The 20,662-nt window shown below is 37.8% G+C and carries 18 protein-coding genes; 4 read left to right on the forward strand and 14 right to left on the reverse strand.

Annotated elements, in window-relative coordinates; translation table 11 throughout:
* Nucleotides 1-42 precede the first annotated feature (42 nt).
* The 8 genes from PXG98_RS05270 to PXG98_RS05305 form a co-directional block, all read right to left on the reverse strand.
* Entirely contained in the window at nucleotides 43-744 is a 702-nt protein-coding gene (locus PXG98_RS05270; RefSeq protein ID WP_276389375.1) for a sulfite exporter TauE/SafE family protein, read from the reverse strand.
* A gap of 8 nt (nucleotides 745-752) precedes the next feature.
* On the reverse strand, nucleotides 753-1,199 hold the full coding sequence (locus tag PXG98_RS05275) for a FixH family protein (protein ID WP_276389376.1): 447 nt from the start codon (nucleotides 1,197-1,199) through the stop codon (nucleotides 753-755).
* 21 nt (nucleotides 1,200-1,220) lie between these two features.
* Nucleotides 1,221-2,630, reverse strand: coding sequence for a cytochrome c oxidase accessory protein CcoG (gene ccoG / locus PXG98_RS05280; protein WP_276389377.1), 1,410 nt, complete (start codon nucleotides 2,628-2,630; stop codon nucleotides 1,221-1,223).
* Between the two features lie 102 nt (nucleotides 2,631-2,732).
* Entirely contained in the window at nucleotides 2,733-3,620 is an 888-nt protein-coding gene (locus PXG98_RS05285) for a cbb3-type cytochrome c oxidase N-terminal domain-containing protein (RefSeq protein ID WP_276389378.1), read from the reverse strand.
* Nucleotides 3,617-3,808 (reverse strand): CcoQ/FixQ family Cbb3-type cytochrome c oxidase assembly chaperone, encoded by a 192-nt coding sequence (locus PXG98_RS05290; protein WP_276389379.1) that lies wholly within the window; start codon nucleotides 3,806-3,808, stop codon nucleotides 3,617-3,619. Before PXG98_RS05290 ends, PXG98_RS05285 begins: the two co-directional genes overlap by 4 nt.
* A 3-nt stretch (nucleotides 3,809-3,811) precedes the next feature.
* On the reverse strand, nucleotides 3,812-6,013 hold the full coding sequence (ccoN, locus tag PXG98_RS05295) for a cytochrome-c oxidase, cbb3-type subunit I (protein ID WP_276389380.1): 2,202 nt from the start codon (nucleotides 6,011-6,013) through the stop codon (nucleotides 3,812-3,814).
* Nucleotides 6,014-6,015: 2 nt separating this feature from the next.
* Entirely contained in the window at nucleotides 6,016-6,228 is a 213-nt protein-coding gene (gene ccoS / locus PXG98_RS05300; RefSeq protein WP_276389382.1) for a cbb3-type cytochrome oxidase assembly protein CcoS, read from the reverse strand.
* A 59-nt stretch (nucleotides 6,229-6,287) separates the two neighbouring features.
* Entirely contained in the window at nucleotides 6,288-8,672 is a 2,385-nt protein-coding gene (locus PXG98_RS05305; RefSeq protein ID WP_276389384.1) for a heavy metal translocating P-type ATPase, read from the reverse strand.
* Between the two features lie 105 nt (nucleotides 8,673-8,777).
* Between PXG98_RS05305 and PXG98_RS05310 the strand changes: the two genes are divergently transcribed.
* Nucleotides 8,778-9,473 (forward strand): Crp/Fnr family transcriptional regulator, encoded by a 696-nt coding sequence (locus PXG98_RS05310; protein WP_276389386.1) that lies wholly within the window; start codon nucleotides 8,778-8,780, stop codon nucleotides 9,471-9,473.
* 118 nt (nucleotides 9,474-9,591) lie between these two features.
* Nucleotides 9,592-10,437 (forward strand): universal stress protein, encoded by an 846-nt coding sequence (locus PXG98_RS05315; RefSeq protein WP_276389387.1) that lies wholly within the window; start codon nucleotides 9,592-9,594, stop codon nucleotides 10,435-10,437.
* Between the two features lie 16 nt (nucleotides 10,438-10,453).
* Here the strand turns inward: PXG98_RS05315 and PXG98_RS05320 are convergent, their stop codons facing one another.
* Together PXG98_RS05320 and PXG98_RS05325 are read right to left on the reverse strand one after the other, a co-directional pair.
* Nucleotides 10,454-10,672 carry a hypothetical protein gene (locus PXG98_RS05320; RefSeq protein ID WP_276389388.1) on the reverse strand — a complete coding sequence of 73 codons (219 nt, stop codon included), beginning with the start codon at nucleotides 10,670-10,672 and terminating at the stop codon, nucleotides 10,454-10,456.
* A 64-nt stretch (nucleotides 10,673-10,736) separates the two neighbouring features.
* Nucleotides 10,737-11,921, reverse strand: coding sequence for a hypothetical protein (locus PXG98_RS05325; protein ID WP_276389389.1), 1,185 nt, complete (start codon nucleotides 11,919-11,921; stop codon nucleotides 10,737-10,739).
* Nucleotides 11,922-12,139: 218 nt separating this feature from the next.
* Between PXG98_RS05325 and PXG98_RS05330 the strand changes: the two genes are divergently transcribed.
* The gene (locus PXG98_RS05330; protein WP_276389390.1) at nucleotides 12,140-13,417 is read left to right on the forward strand and encodes an NAD(P)/FAD-dependent oxidoreductase; all 1,278 of its coding nucleotides are present in this window, start codon (nucleotides 12,140-12,142) and stop codon (nucleotides 13,415-13,417) included.
* Between the two features lie 254 nt (nucleotides 13,418-13,671).
* A complete protein-coding gene (locus PXG98_RS05335) occupies nucleotides 13,672-14,829 on the forward strand; it encodes a homogentisate 1,2-dioxygenase (protein WP_276389391.1) in 1,158 nt (385 codons plus the stop codon).
* Here the strand turns inward: PXG98_RS05335 and hutG are convergent.
* Genes hutG through hutH form a run of 4 tightly spaced genes read right to left on the reverse strand, consistent with a single transcriptional unit; the run spans nucleotide 14,821 to nucleotide 20,653 of the window.
* Nucleotides 14,821-15,789 carry a formimidoylglutamase gene (gene hutG / locus PXG98_RS05340; RefSeq protein WP_276389393.1) on the reverse strand — a complete coding sequence of 323 codons (969 nt, stop codon included), beginning with the start codon at nucleotides 15,787-15,789 and terminating at the stop codon, nucleotides 14,821-14,823. The genes PXG98_RS05335 and hutG overlap by 9 nt on opposite strands.
* Nucleotide 15,790: 1 nt before the next feature.
* Complete coding sequence (locus PXG98_RS05345) at nucleotides 15,791-17,812, reverse strand: urocanate hydratase (protein ID WP_276389394.1); 2,022 nt, start codon at nucleotides 17,810-17,812, stop codon at nucleotides 15,791-15,793.
* 10 nt (nucleotides 17,813-17,822) lie between these two features.
* Nucleotides 17,823-19,070, reverse strand: a complete 1,248-nt coding sequence (gene hutI / locus PXG98_RS05350) for an imidazolonepropionase (RefSeq protein WP_276389395.1) — start codon at nucleotides 19,068-19,070, stop codon at nucleotides 17,823-17,825.
* Nucleotides 19,071-19,072: 2 nt separating this feature from the next.
* Nucleotides 19,073-20,653: a histidine ammonia-lyase gene (gene hutH / locus PXG98_RS05355; protein ID WP_276389396.1), complete on the reverse strand. Its 1,581-nt coding sequence runs from the start codon at nucleotides 20,651-20,653 to the stop codon at nucleotides 19,073-19,075.
* Nucleotides 20,654-20,662 lie beyond the last annotated feature (9 nt).

A 20,662-nucleotide genomic window follows, 5' to 3' on the forward strand; every position in this document is an offset into this window, starting at 1 on the left:
AATTATTGGATAAAAAATTAATAAACTACCCTTTATATGATATTAATGGCATTCTAGCTCGGTAGAGACCACTTCTTTAGCGGCTTGGGGCGATACATAAGGTATTCCCAGCCCTAAACCTCTTAGAATAAAAAGAATGCCTATTATTACAATAAATACTGGGATTAACTTTTTAACCTTGCGCATGGTGGTTTGTTTAATGGCGCTGCTAAAGTAAACAGCCATTGTCATCAGAGGTACTGTACCAAGCCCAAACAAAACCATATAGAAGGAACCCTGAATTGGATTGGCCATAGCCATGGCTCCTAGTAATGCCATATAAACCAGTCCACAGGGTAAAAATCCATTAAAAAAACCAATGGTTAAAAATGCATCGTTCGACTTCCTTTTAAGCGCAAAACCTAGTTTATCCTTGAGTGTTGAGATAATCCTATAAATGGGTTTAGATATGGATAAACTGGATAATTTTACAAAGGGAATTAGGACCAAGGCAATCATGATGATCCCTATGAGTATAGATAGTTTCTGTTGGATACCAAAAATGTATAAACCTTTCCCGATGAAACCGAAAACCATTCCAATTGTTCCATAGGCCAAAAGTCTGCCAAAATGATAAATAGAAACTTGTAATGCTTTTTTATAGTTGCTCTTTCTGTTTACGGGTAGCATAAAAGCAATTGGACCACACATACCAATACAATGCAAACTTCCCATGAGGCCTAAGATAAGAGCTGATAATGCCATCTATTTTACTAATAATTGATACTTTTCTTAACTAGATATTCTTTATCCAGACAAGTCCAGAATATTTTTATGTCCCAACGACCATCCAATAAACGTTTGTCAGGTATGAGCAAATGTGTGTCGGATTTACCTATTGGCAGGTTGAAATCCAGGTGTTTATTGGATGGCCTATATAGGAACACTTTTCCATCTATTGATTTACAGTCTAAGGCTTCAGGAAATTCAATTATTAAACCAGTTTCTTCCGGGATATATTTAAAACTCTCCGCCAGCGGTTGGGCATTCTGCATGGCATCTATTTCCTTTTGATAGGCTAATTCTTCCTTGTAATATTCCTCTGTTACAAGATCATGATTAGCTCTATCATCAGAACTTGCTATAACAACAAAGTAGAGGATGAAGGAAATAAATGCTATAAAGGCTAATACAATGCTCGTTCCCCAGTTTAATTTCATAGTTTAATTTTTATGGAAGCTTTAATTAAAGCTTCTTGGAGCCAAGAACCTCGCGGTTGTGGTTTCTATTAATTTATCACCGCTGTAAACTCCAATTTTTAATTTGTCTTTATCACCAGTCAAGGCCGAATTATTAATCTCAATAAATAGAGTTCCTTCCGCAAGTTGCTGTGAGGGAACTGTAAAGGAAGTATAGGATACTAACTTTATATCGCCTTTATGCGACATTAATTTAAAACGTACGTCTTTTATGTCCTTGGATGTTTTATTCACTAATTTATAGGTGTATACATTGCTAATGATGTTTCCTTCTTTGTGCTCGTATAACTGGCCGGGCAAGCGTAGTATGTTGGCCTCCAAGTCGTTCCTAAGAAACAACATTCCGATAAGAATAAAAGTAAGTATTCCTAAAACTGCGGCATAACCCTTTAAGCGTGGTGTAAAAGTAAACCTGGCTTTCTTTTCAATATTATCTTCACTGGCATATCGAATTAAGCCTTTCGGAAGATTCACTTTTTCCATAATGGAATCACATTCGTCTATACAGGCGGTGCAATTTACACATTCTAATTGGGTCCCGTTTCTTATATCTATTCCCGTAGGACATACATTAACACATTGAAAGCAGTCTATACAATCGCCATGGCCTAGAGCGCTACGATCTTCATTTTTTCTAAATTTCTTTCGTCCTTTTTCCCCTTCCCCTCTCTTATGATCATAGGCCACCACAATTGATTTATTGTCAAGAAGAACACCTTGCATCCTTCCATAGGGGCAGGCTATTATGCATACCTGTTCTCTAAACCAAGCAAAAACAAAGTAAAATACAGAGGTGAATATTAAGAGGGATATCAGGGTGCTTAAATGGAGCAATGGCCCATCGGTTACATATTGAATCAGTCTGTCACTACCTATTAAATAGGCCAGGAAGACATTGGCTATTAAAAAGGAAATTATAAAGAAAATAAACCATTTTAAGAGGCGCTTTCTAATCTTTTCGGCATTCCATGCCTGCTTATCCAATCTAATTTGTGCTCCTCTATCTCCATCTATCCAGTATTCGATTCTTCTAAAAACCATTTCCATAAAAATGGTCTGTGGACACATCCATCCACAAAAAATTCTTCCAAAGGCTACGGTAAACAAGGCAATAAATATCACTCCTATTATCATAGAAACAACAAACAAGTGAAAGTCTTGTGGCCAAAAAGGAAACCCAAAAATATTAAAACGCCTTTCCAAGACATTAAACATTAAAAACTGGTTTCCATTGACTTTAATAAAAGGGGAGGAGAATAGAAAGATGAGTAGAATATAACTTACCCATTTTCTATATTGATAGAGTTTTCCACTAGGTTTTTTGGGAAACACCCAAGCCCTTTTTCCTTCTTCATTGATAGTAGCTATACTATCTCTAAAATTTTCTTCCATTTATGACAATACTTTTCAGTGTTTCCATGATAGAAACGTATAGTTTTATCAAAAACCTGTGAGCCAATAGGTCTCAACAGCTTTTATTTGGAATTGTATAAACTAATCTGTAGTTTCTTCCTCTACCCATATATCCCCTTCAGCCACCTTGGGATTCGCAGCGGTTGTGCCTTGAAAACTGAGAACGTAACTAGCTACTTGTGCCATTTCTAAGGGTTTTAAGGTCTGTTTCCAGGCTACCATACCCTTGCCAGCTCTTCCTCCTTCTGCAATGGTGTTGAATACATTTTTAATGCCTCCACCCAAAATCCAATATTCGTCCGTTAGATTAGGTCCAATACCTCCACCTCCGTCGGCCATATGACAGGCAACACAACTGGTTTCGAAGATAGACTTGCCGGCATTTAGGTCCGAAGCCTCCGTAAGTAATTCTACAGTATTTACGTCTACAAGGTTCTTTGCTGTTTTTTTATACGCTTCTATGGCAATTTGTGCCTCAGCAACTTCCTGATCGTATTCTAAATCCTGATCGTAGTCATTGAAAATGTGAAACCTAACCAGATATATTACACCAAAAAGAATGGTGGCATAGAAGAGATAAACCCACCATGGAGGTAAATCATTATCTAACTCCTTGATTCCATCATAGTTATGGTCTAATATAATTTCACCTTCCGCTTCTATTGGCTTAGATCCTAATAGTTTGGAATACATTTTTTTGCCCCATGCCCATTCTCTAGATTGAGATTTAGACTTTAAATATTTCTCTTTTGCTTCCTCTGAAAGAGTCTGAAACATAACGTTTTCAATAGACTTTAATACAAGTTCTATCGCAATCAGAATTAATAAAACAAGTAAAAGGAAAAACTGGGTAATTGGGTATTCGATAAAGGCTGGTTTTTCACCAGAATCGATAAAAAACTCCATCAAGCCAAAGATGACAAAGAATATAACAGGGATTCGAATCCACCAGGGTGACATATTTTTCATGTGTTTGATTGTTTTGGTTGATTATCTTCTAAAGGTATTTCACTTACTTCTTTGATATGTTCTTTGGAAGCGGTAAAAACCCACCAAAAAAGAATAGTAAAGAATACAAAGAATATAAGTAATGAAATCATCGGATAGGTAGCTATACCTTCCATACTTTCCATGTGATTTTTGATAAATTTTAGCATAACTTACTTATTTTCAGATAGTAATTCGGAATTATCTTTTATTTTAATATCGGTACCCAGTCTTTGCAGGTAGGCGATAAGAGAAACAATTTCTCTGTCTCTCATTTCCACAAAATCAAGACCATTTTCCTTTGCATACTGCTTATCCGCTTCGTAGGATTTTACAAAATCCGGAGCGGCATAAAGGTTTTCTTCTATTTGAAGAGCCTGTTTTGCCATTGATTCCATAGCATTGCTTATATCCTCTTCTGTATAGGGCACCCCAAGGCTTACCATGGCTTCCATTTTACTCTGAACTCCACTTCTGTCGTGTTCATCGGTTATTAACCATTGATAGGCCGGCATTATGGAACCGGAAGAGGTGCTTTGCGGATCGTACATATGATTAAAATGCCAACTATCGGAATATTTTCCACCTACTCTTAACAAATCAGGTCCTGTTCGCTTACTCCCCCAAAGGAAAGGATGGTCATAAACAAATTCTCCTGCTTTGGCGTATTCACCATAACGCTCCACTTCACTTCTAAACGGACGAATCATTTGAGAATGACATCCCACACAACCTTCACGAATATATAAATCTCGCCCTTCGAGCTCTAGAGGGGTATAGGGTTTTACGCTAGTAATCGTAGGAATGTTTGATTTTACCAAAATAGTAGGAACTATTTGCACAACACCGCCTATAAGAATTGCTATAGTAGCAAAAATGGTTAATTGAATTGGTTTTCTTTCTAACCAAGTGTGGTAGGTTTCTCCTGCTGTTCTCTTTTTAGATACACGGGTTAACGCAGGAGCTTCTGCTAATTCATCTTCCACCTTGCTTCCCGATCTAACAGTCACCACTATATTATAAAGCATTACAATAAAACCAACAATGTACAGGCTGCCACCAATGGCCCTCATCCAATACATTGGAATAATTTCATTTACGGTTTCAAGGAAGTTACCGTAAACCAGAGAACCGTCTGGATTAAACTCTTTCCACATTAGAGCCTGAGTGAACCCAGCTACGTACATAGGTAGGGCATACAAAATAATTCCAAGTGTGCCAATCCAAAAATGAAAATTAGCCATTGGAACGGAAAACAATCTGGTCTTAAACATTTTAGGAACAAGCCAATAGACCATTCCAAAAGTTAAGAAACCGTTCCAGGCTAGTGCCCCAACGTGTACATGGGCAATAATCCAATCGCTAAAATGAGCTATAGCATTTACGTTTTTTAAGGAAAGCATGGGGCCTTCAAATGTGGCCATACCGTATCCTGTAATCGCGACAACCATAAATTTAAGAGTAGGATCTGTGCGAACCTTATCCCATGCACCACGTAAGGTAAGAAGCCCATTAATCATCCCACCCCATGAAGGAGCAATTAACATCACCGAGAAAGCAACTCCTAAATTTTGTGCCCAGTCTGGTAATGAAGAGTAAAGAAGGTGGTGGGGTCCTGCCCAGATATATATAAAAATCAATGACCAAAAATGGACAATAGAAAGTCGGTAAGAATAGACTGGTCTATTGGCTGCTTTCGGAACAAAATAGTACATCAATCCTAAAAATGGTGTGGTAAGGAAAAAAGCCACGGCATTGTGTCCATACCACCATTGCACTAAGGCGTCCTGGACACCGGCATATACAGAGTAGCTCTTTAATGCACTTACGGGCAATTCTAAGCTGTTAAAAATATGTAGTACCGCAACGGTAACAAAAGTGGCCAGGTAAAACCAAATTGCCACGTAGAGATGTCGCTGTCTTCTTTTGATCATGGTGCCGATGAGGTTTACTCCAAAGGCAACCCATACTAAGGCAATTGCAATATCAATTGGCCACTCTAATTCTGCATATTCCTTTGAGGTAGTATAACCAAGAGGAAGCGTTATGGCGGCAGCCACAATAATGGCCTGCCATCCCCAGAAATTAAAATTGCTGAGAAAATCGCTAAACATCCTGGCTTTAAGCAATCTTTGGGTAGAGTAATAAATTCCTGCATAAATAGCATTGCCCACAAAAGCAAAAATAACCGCATTAGTATGCAAAGGTCTTAGGCGCCCAAAACTCAACCAAGAGATGCCATCTGTGATGGTTGGGAATAGAAACATGAAAGCAAGTAATAAACCTACTAGCATCCCAATAATACCCCAAAATAGAGTGGCATAGAGGAATTTTTTTACGATTTTATTGTCGTAATAGAATTGTTGTATTTCCATAATTAGAATTTTTCGCTTTTATTTAGTTGGATTGATTTATTATTTTTTGGTGGTAAAGGGGCAGTCTTTTTAACGATTTCGTCTTCAAATAACATCCGTATAGAAGGAGTATAAGAGTCGTCATACTGTCCATTATTAACAGAAAATATAAAGGCCGCCAAGAATACTAAGGCAACAAAAATACTTATGGCAAGCAATAAATAAATAACACTCATACCTAGGGAAAATCTGGCGTAAAACTACATTGAACAACTACTTTATAAAATGACATATGTCAGTTTTTTGGATTTATTCTTTTTCCGATGCGATTGCTAGCTAAGGTAGCAAAAGATACAATACTAATGGAGCTTAATGGCATTAAAATAGCCGCAATTACGGGCTCTAATTGGCCAGTTACGGCAAAATAAAGTCCAACAACATTATATAGTAGGGAAAAAACGAAACACATTTTAATTATTTGAATAGCCTTTCTACTTGCCGATATAAATCCGTGGAGGTCCTTTAGTCTGGAGGCATCCAAAATACCATCACAGGCAGGCGAAAACACATTGGTATTTTCTGAAATCGCAATACCAACATTGCTCTGTGCCAAAGCACCTGCATCATTTAATCCATCCCCGACCATTAGTACGTTTTTACCATTTTCCTGAAGCTCTTTTATAAAATTGAGTTTATCGGCAGGTTTTTGATTAAAATACAATGGAATTAACTTGGGCAATAACTTCTGAAGTCTGGATTTTTCAGAGGCATTGTCCCCCGATAAAATGGCAATGTCTAAAGACTTTTGCAATGCTCTAAAAAGATCAGACAAGCCATCTCTATACGTATTGGAAAAAACAAAACAACCTTTGTAATCATTATTTGCACTTATGTGAACAGTGGTGTTTATTAAATTCTTTTCTTCTTTAAAACCCACAAAATCCGCAGACCCAATTTTAACAACTCTTCCATCTTTCTCTCCTTTAACCCCTTTACCAACATGTTCTTCATACTCATCTAAGGTATAAATATTTTGTCCTTTTAACAGCACGTATAGAGAGCGGCCTAGAGGATGATTGGTAGCCCGTAAAGTATTTTTTATAAGTGATTCTTCCTCCTTATTTAGTTGAAGGCCATTATAGGATATACTATCAATTCCTGTACTGGTAATGGTTCCGGTCTTGTCGAAAATAGCTGTATTAACCTGTGCTAATTGTTCAATGACCGAGCTGTCTTTAAGGAAGAATTTCTTTTTCCCAAAAATCCGGAGCATGTTGCCCAAGGTGAAAGGAGCAGCCAGTGCTATAGCACAGGGGCATGCAATAATGAGAACAGCAGTAAAGACATTTAGGGCTCTAGAACTGTCTATAAAGAGCCAATAAGAGGTAGCTAGCACTGCGATAGTTAATACAGCAATGGTAAATCGCTTCCCGATACTATCTGTCAGGGTCTGAAATTGTAGCTTTTTATTTTTCTTAAAAATGGCATTACTCCACAATTGGGTGAGGTAACTTTGCGAAACACTTTTTAAAGCTTCAACTTCTAAAGCCCCGTGGCATTGACGCCCTCCGGCATATAGCTTTTCCCCAGCTTTCTTTACAATCGGTTGCGACTCCCCGGTGACGAAACTATAGTCTATAAGGCCGTCTCCTTTCTGTAAAACCCCATCTACCGGGATTAATTCCTCGTTTCTAATGAGTAAATAATCCCCGGCTTTAATGTCATAGACTTGTACATTTTCTTCCCTTCCTTTAGAATCCAATCTGGTAACGGCAATTGGAAAATAGGACTTATAATCTCGTTCAAAAGACAAAAAAGAATAGGTCTTTTGCTGAAAGTACCTGCCTATTAAAAGAAAAAACACTAATCCGGCAAGGCTATCAAAAAAACCGGATCCCTGATCTGTGGCAATGTCGTAGGTACTGCGTAAAAATATCACTAGTATTCCCAATGCGATGGGTACATCAATATTCAAGATTCCAGATCTCAGCCCCTTATACGCCGAGGATAAATATTCATTTCCGGCATAAAACACAACGGGAATAGAAAAGCTGAACATTAGCCAGCGAAAAAGAACTTTGTATTGTTCTAACCAGTATTCATTGACCTCAAAATACTCTGGGAATGATAAAAACATAATATTGCCAAAGGCAAAACCCGCAATACCCAGCTTATACAATATTGTGCGATCTGTTTTTGATTCTTTTGCATCTAGATCTTCTAAAGAGATATATGGCTCATAGCCTATTTTTGTTAGTAAATAGACTAACTTTTTAACGGAAGTTATCTCGGTGTTTATGGAAACACGTATAGTTTTTTTTGGAAAATCTACTTGGGACTCTACAACCCCTGCCATTAACTTTTTCAGATTCTCTAAAACCCATATACAGGAACTACAATGGATTGATGGAATATAAAATGAAATGACCTGTAAACCACCATCTTCAAATTCTAAAAGGGAAGCAAGAATTTCGGGATTATCCAGGAAGTCATATTTTCCTTTTGTAATGGTAGGTGAAGTGCCTGCATTCTCTTCTAAATCGTAATAATAGCTGAGGTCGTTAGACTGGAACATTTCGTACACCGCCTTACAACCCGAACAACAGAAATTTTTATTATCATAAAATGTAGAATACCCACGGCAAGGATCACCGCAATGGTAACATTTTGTAAATTCCATGAGCACTTGCTTATACCTAACTGCGAAATTGTAGTAATTTAAAGAAAATATATATGATATTTGTCAGCTTTTCAATAATTTTAATCCTAATTAAAGCCATAAAAGATGGGGTCAGAAAGTAGATGTGAGAATTGTATAATTAGACAATTTAATTCTTTGCGTGCCATGAGTAAAGAAGAATTAAAGAAAGTTTCGGATTCTAAAGTGGTTAAAAAGGTAAAGAAAGGGGAAGCGATATTTGAAGAAGGCGATAAGCTCAACGGCGTTTTCTGTGTAAGGGATGGTGTTTCTAAACTTTCAAAGCTAAGCTCCAATGGAAAAGATCAAATTGTTAAACTAGCAAGCAAGGGAGAGGTTATGGGACAGCGTTCTGTAATTTCGGAGGAAAGCGCCAATTTAAGCGCTGTTGCCGTAAATGATATGCAATTGTGTTATATTCCAAAAGAAGTAATTGTTGACAGTCTTCATAAAAATCCAGATTTCACGCTAGAAGTTCTTAGGCATATGGCTAATGATTTAAGGGAGGCCGATGATGTGATTGTAAATATTTCCCAAAAAACGGTAAAACAAAGAATAGCAGAGGCTTTTATTTATCTCAAAACTAATTTTGGAGAAGATAAGGAAGGTTACTTGCTTCTAGTCCTTTCTAGAGAGGATATCGCGAATGTAGTCGGTACCGCTACCGAATCTTGTATTAGAATAATCTCGGAGTTTAAGAAAAAAGGACTCCTCAAAAGCTCTGGTAAAAGACTGGGCATTATTGATGAGAAAAAATTAAGAGACCTCGCAGAAGGTTTTTAGTGTTTTTTTGTCTTAAGGAAGATGCAAAATATAGGGGAGTCCTTGTAAAACCTGACAATTATCATTGTTTCCCCCTAGAGACACCTATATTTTTACGTTATCGTATTATTATTTTTGTATGAAACGTATCTTATTACCCACAGATTTTTCCTTTAACTCCTTAAATGCCGCCAACTATGCCATTGAATTATTTAAGGAAGAGGTATGCGACTTCTTTTTGGTGAACACTTATACTCCTTCTTTTGTTCACAGTAGATTTATGGCGAGTGCTGTCTATGGTGGTGGCATGGTTGAAGATAACGTACAAAGTCGGTCTCAAGAAGGACTCAGCCGGGTGCTGGAACAGATTAATGGAAAAGACAACAATCCTAACCACCATTTTACCTCTATCTCTTCCTTTAATCTGCTCACAGAGGAACTAAAGGATATTATCGAAAATGAACAAATTGATCTTATTGTGACCGGGACTAAGGGCGCTTCAGGTTTTGAAGAAGTCTTTTTAGGAAGTAATACGGTAAGAATGATCAAGAGCATACGGGATTGCCCAATCTTAGCAATTCCAGAGAATTATAAGTTTACTGAGTCTAAGAAAATTGGTTTTGCCACGGATTTTAAAAGAAATTTCAGCGCTGAAGTAATTGAACCATTGATAAATTTGGTAAAATACAAAGATGCTTCTATTGATATAGTTCATATTAATGAGCAAGAACAGTTGAGTAAATACCAGGAGTCTAACAAGGATATTTTACTAGAATATTTACAGGCTGTTCCGCATTCCCTTCACGAAATGCCATATTTTGCAAGTAAAACGGATGTGATTAAGTTATTTGTAGAAGAAACAAATATAAACCTCCTGGCCATGATTTATTACAGACATGGCTATCTGGAAGAATTAGTCAGAGAACCTGTTGTTAAGCGAATGGCATTCCATTCCGAAGTGCCTATACTGGTGTTGCCGGACTAAGAAATGGGAGATTTTTTTATTGTCTAAATGGCGCATCTTCGTAAAAATCTTCAAATGTTTTGGAGGTTTTGTAAGAGTCTGTCAAGACTTTATATACCATATATATTATCATTAACTGTCCTAGAACGGTAATGTAAAACACCCAATTAAAAGACACGTTTACAGCAGCCATTAAGGTAACCGTAAATAAAACAAAGGTTGTAGCCCCAACCCAAAACATAGCGGAATTTTGCATTTTTTATTTAAAGATAAAGAAAAGCAAAAAGAGAAGTTGTTAATGCTTTTATAACAATTCTGGATTATTGCACCCAGAATTTATCTTCCTCCGGGATGTTCTTTTGGCGTTCGATTTCTAATGGGTTATAATTCATTGAACTAAATAGATACCAAATACTAGAAGAAAGGGCAGGTCTGTTAGACGCATGACTCCACAGCATCGACGTGCCATAGCTAGAACCATGATTTGTTGCATAAGGAACTCCTTTACTACTACTTTTTTCTAATCCTTCTATCTGGGATTTTTTAATTTCATCTAATAGAAAATTTGCCTCTTTTGTATTGCTGGCTTTCTGAAAGGCTAGGGCAATTTGGGCTGTTCCTTCTAACCAAATTACGTCTTTATCTTCGTCAAAACAGTAGCCCGAAATCTCATTACCGTTATGTTCAGAAATTTGGGTATTTTTATACCGATCCGCTTTGTAAAGTACATCTTCAGAGAGGCCTTCAAAGATCAAATAACCAAGAGAATGTAGGTCTAGAGCAAAGTAATGATCAGGATTTTCGGGCCAGGCAATAAGTAGTTCTTCTTTGGTATCCCAGCGTTCCCTCTCTAAGTACTCCAATAAATCTTTATGAAATTGATCATATCCCTGCACTGCGTTAAAAGCAGTAATAATCCCTTCGGTTATTTTATGTATTTGTCTACCATTTTCTCTGTAGCCGCCCCAAAGGCCTCCGTCAATGTCTTGTAGACTCCTAATCCAATTCTCAAGTATACTTCTTAATCGATCATATTTAGTGTCTCCTGTAACTTTCTGGTGGTTATTTAGAGCGATCAATAGCCAGGCATTATCTCCTAACCATATAGTGCTCCCATTATTTCCTGTTTTATCCCTAAATTGAAAAAACCCACCTTCGTTAGGAATAAATTCGGAGTCAATTTTGCCATTAAAATAGTCGAGTATCTTTTCGGCTTTATCAATTTCACCAATGGAAAGAAAAACCAAAGCAGCTAACGAATTATCATAAAGAGAAACCATATTTGAGTCCTCAGTACTGGTTAATAAACCATTCTCTTGTTGAATATTAATGAGCCAGTTTAGAACTTCTGCCTCATTAGCACTGAGTGCTGGACTAAAACCAGTTATTTCTGGTTTCGATATAGCGGTTTCGGCATTTTCTACCCTTAGTTCATTTACACTGTCTAAAGTACATGAACTATAGGTTAAGAGCGATAATGCAGCAAGTATTATTTTATTCTTCATGATTGTTTAGGTTTGGGGTTACAATCTTTAGAATAAAATTAAAGCAGCTAGGTAAGATTCCTTTTCAATTACGACAAATGATAAAAAAGCCAGATTAATGGCCTTCACCTTTCCTTTTGTCTTGTAGAATGGTAATTAGACAGTTTGTGGGAAAATTCTCTTCTGATAAAAAATATCGATGAACGGTATAGTATTGTTTATTTTTGAAAAAAGAATTTATGCGTCTTCCGAAACCCGAAAATAAGAGAATCGTAATAATTGGCGCTGGATTTGCCGGTATTTCTTTGGCCAAGAAACTAAGGAAGTTACCCTTGCAAGTAGTGGTAGTAGACAAACATAATTATCATACCTTTCAACCACTTTTATACCAAGTCTCCACAGGGGGCTTAGAACCAGATTCTATCGCCTATCCAATACGCAAAATTCTTAAGCGTCTTCGTAATTTCTATTTTCGTTTAGCTGAAGTAACGGAAATAGACTCAGAGAATAACACCTTGTCTACCTCTATAGGAGAAATTGAATATGATTATTTGGTAATTGCAACGGGTACCAAGACAAATTACTTTGGAAATGCCAATATAGAAAAATTTGCCTTGCCAATGAAGACGGTGCCACAGGCTTTAGACATTAGAAGTTTGGTTTTGCAAAATTTTGAAAAAGCAGACAACTGTTCTCAGATAGACGAAAGAAGGGCCCTTTTGAATTTTAGTATTATCGGTGCAGGTCCAACCGGCGTTGAATTGGCTGGGGCATTTGCCGAATTAAAAAAGCATGTTTTTCCAAAGGACTATCGCCACTTAAATATAGAAGAGATGGAGATTCACCTTTTTGAAGGATCAAACCGAGTTTTACCCCCAATGAGTAAAAAAGCTTCTTCCAAAGCGCAGAAGTTTTTGGAAGCTTTTGGGGTTAGAATTCACCTGAATACTATTGTAGATACTTATGATGGCACCATCCTAAAAACGAAAGATGCCGAGCTTTATAAGACCAAAAACTTTATATGGACAGCAGGTGTTACCGGAGCACCTGTTCCTGGACTATCTGAAGAGACAATTAATAATAGGGGAGCTAGGTACAAGGTTAATCGCTTTAACCAGGTAGAGGGATACAACAATATTTTTGCACTTGGAGATATTGCACAAATGACTACTGAAAGTTATCCAAGCGGCCATCCCCAAATGGCACAACCTGCTATTCAACAAGGAGAATTACTTGCAAAAAATTTAGAGCGACTTGAAAATAATAAGCCAATGACGCCCTTCCAATACAAGAACAAAGGAAATATGGCAACAATTGGAAGAAATAAGGCTGTTGTTGACCTGCCCAATTTGGAATTTGGCGGATTCTTTGCCTGGTTTATATGGATGTTTGTTCATCTTATGTCCCTTGTAGGATTTCGGAATAGGGTTATTGTCTTCTTTAATTGGGTTTATAATTACATAAACTACGATAAGGCTGCAAGACTTATAGTAAGACCATTTAAAAGAAATTTATAAAAGAAGAAATTTCTAATTCTTTTATCGAAAGCTTTTCTATCTTTGCGGTGTTGTGTTGTACATCCTTAATTAGGATGTAGTATTAGTAGTATCAATTTAATTGATACATACCAATGAAAGGCTTTCCAATATGGAAGGCTTTTTTTTTAATAGGAATTGCAACTCATCTCTCCTGATAGAATTATACTGCTCAATATTTCAGTATACCTTCAATTTATCGTAATTTTAGATTTAGACTTTAATGGGATAAAAATATGCCACTATATCATAAACTGGGGAATATTCCGCACAAGCGACATACCATTTTTAAGAAGGCGGACGGAGGCTTACACTACGAGCAACTTTTTGGAACCATTGGTTTTGACGGGATGTCTTCCCTAATGTATCATTTACAGAGACCTACCATGGTAAAGGAGGTAGGTGAGAGTAAGGACGTATCTCCAAAAACAGCTGTAGAGTACAACATCAAATCTAGATTGTTGAAAGGTTTTGAAGTTCCTCCGGCAGAGGACTATTTAGACAGTAGGATTATTGTTCTGTTTAACTCGGACGTGAATATTGCTTTGGCAGCCCCAAAGACTTCAATGACTACTTATTTTTATAAAAATGCCGATGCAGACGAACTGCTTTTCATTCATAAAGGATCCGGCATCGCAAAAACCATGTTGGGGGATATTAATTTTGGGGAAGGGGATTATGTGCTAATACCAAGGGGGATGATTTATCAGCTCCAATTTAATTCTGAGAATAACCGGCTTTTTATTACAGAGTCTTACCATCCCATTTATACCCCTAAACGCTATAGAAATTGGTTTGGACAGCACTTGGAACATTCTCCGTTCTGTGAACGTGACTTTAGACCACCGGAAAACTTAAATCCAATAGACCAAATTGGAGAATTTACTATTAAAGTAAAAAAGCAAGGCCAATTACATGAACTGATTTATGCTTCGCATCCCTTTGATGTTGTAGGATGGGACGGCTATAATTATCCCTATGCTTTTTCTATTCATGATTTTGAACCTATCACTGGGAGGGTACATCAGCCACCTCCCGTGCACCAAACCTTTGAAACTAGTGCTTTTGTTGTTTGCTCTTTTTGTCCAAGATTATATGACTACCATCCTGAAGCTATTCCCGCTCCGTATAATCATTCCAATATAGATTCTGATGAGGTACTGTATTATGTTGATGGCGACTTTATGAGTAGAAAGAATATAGACCAGGGATATATTTCGTTGCACCCTGCCGGTATTCCACACGGACCGCATCCAGGCACTTATGAGGCCAGTATAGGGAAAAGCAAAACAGAGGAATTGGCAGTTATGGTAGATACCTTCAAGCCTTTAAAGTTAACTAAAGACGCCCTTGCTATTGATGATGGGAAATACTATAAATCTTGGCTAGAGTAGCGCAAGTTTATGGATGCAAAAATAAATTAGACTCGCTGCTAATTTAGCGGTACTTTGGTCTACATCGAATAAGGGATTTAGTTCTACAACATCTAAACTAATTAGCTTTTTTGATTTAATTATTGTCTTCAAACATTCCAATACTATTTCTGTAGAAAATCCCATGGGAGAAGGAGAACTTACTCCTGGGGCATAGGCCGAGGAGAAACCATCAAGATCGATAGTCAAATAAACAAAGTCTACGCTGTTGAGGAATTCTTCAATTTCCTCAATAATATAGTCTTTATGCCAAAGATTAAAGCGTTCGTTCTCTATAAAAACCACTTCATTTTCCTGGGCGGTTTCATATAGTTCAGCATCGTTTGAATTTTCACGAATTCCAAGGCATAAGTACTTAAAGGTAGTATTGTCTTTTTTACTCTCTTCCGCTATTTGATAGAATGGGGTCCCACTATTGTTTCCACGTGTGTTCTTTCGCAAATCAAAATGCGCATCAAAATTTATTATACCAATTGTTTTATCATTGCCAGTGAATTTTCGAATTCCCTTGAAATGGCCATAAGACAAATCGTGGCTTCCGCCTAATACAACTGGCACCGCCCCTTGTTTTAAAATGGCAGTAATCTTTTCTTCTAAGGCGGCCTGAGTTTTCTCTAATTCTGTCTGATAACATAAAATATCTCCAGCATCATAAATCCCAATGGAAGGATGTAGATGGTGCGGAAGCTTTCCCAATTGCTTTCTAATTTCAATGGGACCATATTGTGCGCCCACTCGTCCCTTGTTCCTTCTTACTCCTTCGTCGGATGCATAACCAAGCAGTACATATACGGGACTATTTTTTACCCACTCTTCTTTTTCTTCGAGATTCGTGAGCTGTACCTTTTGGTAGAAATATAAATTGCCTGATGCTTCTCGGCCACTCCAAATCCCTGATTTTAAAGGTTTGTAGATTTTCATTCTAGTTAAATATGTTTTTTAAAACGCTGCCTTCCACTAAATTTGGTAGGGTAACTTCTAAATTAGGTGTTCGTTTCATTTCATTCTTTATAGCGAATAATGCTTCTTTATTCCTTGCCCAGCTGCGCCTTGCAATACCATTATTTACGTCATAAAAGAGCATACTCTTAAGTCGCTTCCCGGCCTCCGCTGAACCATCCAAGACTAGTCCAAAACCACCATTGATTACCTCGCCCCATCCAACACCACCACCATTGTGAATAGATACCCAACTAGCGCCTCTAAAGCTATCACCAATAACATTGTGAATAGCCATATCTGCGGTAAACTGACTCCCGTCGTAAATATTACTTGTTTCTCTGTAAGGTGAATCTGTGCCGCTAACATCGTGATGATCTCTTCCTAGAACAATTGGTGCAGTAATAGTTCCTTTTTTAATGGCTTTATTAAAGGCGTTTGCTATGGCAATTCGGCCCTGAGCGTCGGCATATAAAATCCTTGCCTGGGAACCAACGACTAACTTATTGGCTTTCGCATCCCTGATCCATTTAATATTGTCGGACATTTGCTGTCTTATTTCAGACGGAGAGTTTTTATATAATTCCTCCATAACTGCTAAGGCGATGGCATCAGAATTATCAAGGTCTTTAGAATCTCCTGAAGTACACACCCATCTAAAAGGTCCAAAACCGTAGTCGAAACACATTGGACCTAATATATCCTGGACATAAGATGGATATTTAAAGGTAGTTTCGGTAAGCATAATATCAGCTCCGGCTCTTGATGCTTCAAGTAAAAAGGCATTCCCATAGTCAAAGAAATAGGTTCCCTTGGCAACGTGTTTGTTAATTATGGCAACTTGCCTTCGAAGAGAAGCTTGCACTTTACTTTTAAAAAGTTCAGGATTACTTACCATTAAATCGTTTGCTTCTTCATAGTCTAATCCCATAGGGTAATACCCTCCTGCCCATGGATTGTGTAAAGAAGTTTGGTCCGACCCCAAATGAACAAACAGGTTTTCTTCGTAAAACCTTTCCCAGACTTCAACGACATTTCCAATATATGCCAAGGATAATACTTCTTTATTTTTTACAGCCTTTTTAGTTCGCCCCACCAAAGAATCTATAGACTCATATAGTTCGTCTACCCAGCCTTGCGAATGTCTCTTATGTGCGGCCTTGTGGTTAACTTCTGCACAAACCGTAATACACTCTGCAATATTTCCGGCTTTAGGCTGCGCCCCGCTCATTCCTCCTAAACCTGCTGTTAAAAAAAGTTTTCCCTTTGGACTTTCATTTTTTGATAAAACCTTTCGAAAGGCATTCATTATGGTAATCGCTGTCCCATGAACTATTCCTTGAGGGCCAATATACATATAGGACCCAGCCGTCATTTGCCCGTATTGTGTAACCCCCAAAGCATTAAAACGCTCCCAATCATCCGGTTTAGAATAATTAGGAATCATCATACCATTGGTAATTACAACTCTTGGTCCCTCTGTAGGAGATGGAAAAAGGCCTAAGGGATGTCCAGAGTATATATGAAGGGTCTGTTGGCTCGTTATCTTTGCTAAATACTTCATAGTTAGAAGATATTGCGCCCAATTCTGAAAAACGGCCCCATTGCCTCCGTAGGTTATAAGTTCCTCTGGATGCTGTGCTACAGCAGGATCCAGATTATTTTGAATCATTAGCATAATGGCTGCCGCTTCTTTAATTTGATGCGGATACGCTGTAAGTGGTCTTGCATAAATGGCATAGGAAGGTTTAAATCTATACATATAAATCCTTCCATATAGTTCTAACTCCTGGGCAAATTCTATAGCCAATTCAGCATGCCATTTCCGAGGAAAATAACGCAGGGCATTATTCAGTGCTAAGTATTTTTCTTCCTTGGTTAGAATGTCTTTTCTTTTTGGGGCATGACTTGTTTTATCTGACCTTTCAACTTTAGGTGGAAGTTCAGCTGGTATTCCCTGAAGAATACTTTTCTTGAATGAATTTATTAACACTTCTTTTTTCATAATTATTTAACTAGTTCTGCTCATAAATAACTTTACCATTTTTCACAATCATTTTTGGTTTAAGACCACCTTGATGGTAAAATATTTCATTTAAATTAGAAGTCGGGAAAAAAGAAAGGTCTGCCAGGAAGCCTTTTTTAAGTACGCCTCTATCCCTTAAGTTTAATGCAGCCGCAGCCCTGAATGTTATAGCCGACAAAACTTCGGCATTCGATAGTTTTTCCATGGATCCAAGTATGGCGGCCTCACTTAAAAGATCGCCCATGGGTGCAGAACCGGGATTATGGTCACTGGCAATAGCTAAAGCTCCTCCCGCATCTAAAATCTTTCTGGCGGGGGTAAAACCACACCCAAGGCCCAGAGATGCTCCCGGTAGAGCTACGGAAATTACATTACTTTGAGCCAGCAGGTCTATTTCCTTGTCTGTGCTAACTTCTAAATGGTCTGCGCTTAAAGCATTAAACTCTACCGCGAGCTTGCTTCCTCCAGTAGAAAACTGGTCTGCATGAATGGTTAACAGAAACCCCAGCTCTTTGGCTTTTTCTAAATAGGGAATTATTTGTGTTTCGTTAAATGCTCCTTTTTCTATAAAGGCATCTACCCTGTTACTAAGATTACGCTCCCTTATTAAGGGCAATAATTCTTCACTAATTATTTTGAGATAAGCCTCTGGAGATCCCTTAAAATCTTTGGGAGTTATATGTGCAGCCAAACAGGTGGATATAAAGTCTACTGGAAATTGTTCATCGGCCTCTTTAATAGCCTCGAGCATTTTTAATTCTTCTTTCACACTGAGACCGTAGCCACTTTTTATTTCAATCGTGGTTACTCCATTGGATAAATGTTTTTTTGCTCTTTCTATTATTCCTTCTATTAGTGCTGTTTTCGAAGCATTCCGGGTTTGTGTAACGGTATCCCATATTCCGCCACCTTCTTCTGCGATCTCTAAATAGGTCTTGCCGGCATTTCTTTTGGCGTAGTCTTCGGCTCGGGAGCCTGCAAAACAAATGTGCGTATGCGCATCGACGAATCCTGGAAGACAAACAAAGTCTTCTTGTAAAGCTATAGTTTTGGTATTCGCAGTAATTCTCTTGTGCATTTCAGCATATACCCCTATTTCTTCAATTAGTCCATCTTTAATGAGAATTCCAGCACGATGTATTTTAGGTAGTTTATCATCTGGAATGGATCCTTTGAGAGGAATACCATCCATAGTTGCTACCTGACAAATAGGGCCAAATAAAGTAGTCTGTTCCATAGCTAGTATGTTTCAAATAAATTACTGAAGGAAGTTTCCAAACTTAATCCTTCTTGTGTACAAACCCTTTCTACCGTTTTTAAAATGGTTTTGTTCTTTAACATGGCTATGCCTTTCTCAATATCCTCAGCAAAAACTCTGTCTTTATCTGCAAAAGCAACACTTTTTCTAACCGCATTATGCACTTCGTCTAATATTACACCCGATTTTAGAGGTTTTCTGTATTCAAAGGCCTGAGTCGCTGTAAGAAGTTCAATGGCCAATATTTTTTCTAGATTATCAATAACTCTAAGGGCTTTTCTTCCGGAAATAGACCCCATACTTACATGATCTTCCTGTCCCATTGAAGTAGGGATACTATCTGCGCTTGCAGGAAAACAAAGACTTTTATTCTCGCTGGCAAGTGCAGCCGTAGTATATTGCAATATCATATAGCCAGAATTAATTCCTGTGTCTTTCATTAACAATTTTGGAACGCCAGGACTATTACCCTCTAGGGCTAAATATATTCTCCGGTCGGAAATATTACCTAACTCAGAAGCAGCAACACAAGCATAATCCAAGGCCATGGCCAGAGGTTGGCCATGAAAGTTTCCCCCGCTAATAGTTAGATTTTCATTAAGTATCACTGGGTTGTCTGTAACCGAATTCAATTCGGTTAGAACAAGCTCTTTTAGATGCAACCAGGCATTTCTTGAGGCACCATGTACCTGTGGAATACATCGCAGGGAGTATGGGTCTTGCACACGTTCGCAGTCTATATGGTTTTCCATTATTTCAGACTCGCTTAGGAGTGATTTTACTCTTTCTGCTACATGAATATTTCCTTTAAATGGTCTTAATTGGTGTAATTCTTGGTAAAATGGTTTGATGGAACCTTGCAAGCCTTCAATCATCATCGCCCCGATTAGATCGGCATGGGAAAGACAATTGTACATTTTTTCTAAAACCATTATAGCATGTGCTGCGATAAATTGTGTGCCATTTATTAAAGCAAGCCCCTCTTTAGGACCAAGTTTTAAGGCCTTTAGATTGGTTTTAGCAAAATACTCTTCGGAAGTAATGATAGTGCCATTGCTATGTAGTTTACCTAAATTGATTAAGGGTAAAAATAAATGTGATAAAGGAGCCAAGTCTCCTGATGCCCCAACCGATCCCTGAGAGGGCACTACAGGGATAATATCATTGTCTATATGCCACAAAATACGGTCTAGTGTTTTTTCTGAAATACCGGAATATCCTTTGGCTAAAGAGTGCAGTTTTAAGATGAGCATTAACTTTGAAATTTCGATGCTTATTGGTTCCCCAACACCTACGCTATGACTTTTCAAAATATTAATTTGGAGGACCCTTGTTTCTTCTTTAGAAATATGTGTGGTACAAAGAGGGCCAAAACCTGTGTTTATACCATAAACAGGTTCTTCTTTGGCAACAATGGTTTGCACTATTTTTTCACTTGCCCGAACTCTATTCCTTGCTTCTAAAGACAATACTCCCCGCATTGTGCCCCTCGCGATTTTTAAGGCTTTTTGACCTGTTAATTCCTCATCCCCATATTGGAATTGTTTAATCTCAGTTTTCATTTTAGAAGA

Origin of the sequence: Eudoraea chungangensis (assembly GCF_029360665.1) — a bacterium.
Taxonomy (GTDB): domain Bacteria; phylum Bacteroidota; class Bacteroidia; order Flavobacteriales; family Flavobacteriaceae; genus Eudoraea; species Eudoraea chungangensis.

Coding starts and splice junctions, on each gene's coding strand:
- PXG98_RS05270 (WP_276389375.1), bottom strand. CDS start 744: ATGGCATTATCAGCTCTTATCTTAGGCCTCATGGGAAGTTTGCATTGT.
- PXG98_RS05275 (WP_276389376.1), bottom strand. CDS start 1,199: ATGAAATTAAACTGGGGAACGAGCATTGTATTAGCCTTTATAGCATTT.
- ccoG (WP_276389377.1), bottom strand. CDS start 2,630: ATGGAAGAAAATTTTAGAGATAGTATAGCTACTATCAATGAAGAAGGA.
- PXG98_RS05285 (WP_276389378.1), bottom strand. CDS start 3,620: ATGAAAAATATGTCACCCTGGTGGATTCGAATCCCTGTTATATTCTTT.
- PXG98_RS05290 (WP_276389379.1), bottom strand. CDS start 3,808: ATGCTAAAATTTATCAAAAATCACATGGAAAGTATGGAAGGTATAGCT.
- ccoN (WP_276389380.1), bottom strand. CDS start 6,013: ATGGAAATACAACAATTCTATTACGACAATAAAATCGTAAAAAAATTC.
- ccoS (WP_276389382.1), bottom strand. CDS start 6,228: ATGAGTGTTATTTATTTATTGCTTGCCATAAGTATTTTTGTTGCCTTA.
- PXG98_RS05305 (WP_276389384.1), bottom strand. CDS start 8,672: ATGGAATTTACAAAATGTTACCATTGCGGTGATCCTTGCCGTGGGTAT.
- PXG98_RS05310 (WP_276389386.1), top strand. CDS start 8,778: ATGGGGTCAGAAAGTAGATGTGAGAATTGTATAATTAGACAATTTAAT.
- PXG98_RS05315 (WP_276389387.1), top strand. CDS start 9,592: ATGAAACGTATCTTATTACCCACAGATTTTTCCTTTAACTCCTTAAAT.
- PXG98_RS05320 (WP_276389388.1), bottom strand. CDS start 10,672: ATGCAAAATTCCGCTATGTTTTGGGTTGGGGCTACAACCTTTGTTTTA.
- PXG98_RS05325 (WP_276389389.1), bottom strand. CDS start 11,921: ATGAAGAATAAAATAATACTTGCTGCATTATCGCTCTTAACCTATAGT.
- PXG98_RS05330 (WP_276389390.1), top strand. CDS start 12,140: ATGCGTCTTCCGAAACCCGAAAATAAGAGAATCGTAATAATTGGCGCT.
- PXG98_RS05335 (WP_276389391.1), top strand. CDS start 13,672: ATGCCACTATATCATAAACTGGGGAATATTCCGCACAAGCGACATACC.
- hutG (WP_276389393.1), bottom strand. CDS start 15,789: ATGAAAATCTACAAACCTTTAAAATCAGGGATTTGGAGTGGCCGAGAA.
- PXG98_RS05345 (WP_276389394.1), bottom strand. CDS start 17,812: ATGAAAAAAGAAGTGTTAATAAATTCATTCAAGAAAAGTATTCTTCAG.
- hutI (WP_276389395.1), bottom strand. CDS start 19,070: ATGGAACAGACTACTTTATTTGGCCCTATTTGTCAGGTAGCAACTATG.
- hutH (WP_276389396.1), bottom strand. CDS start 20,653: ATGAAAACTGAGATTAAACAATTCCAATATGGGGATGAGGAATTAACA.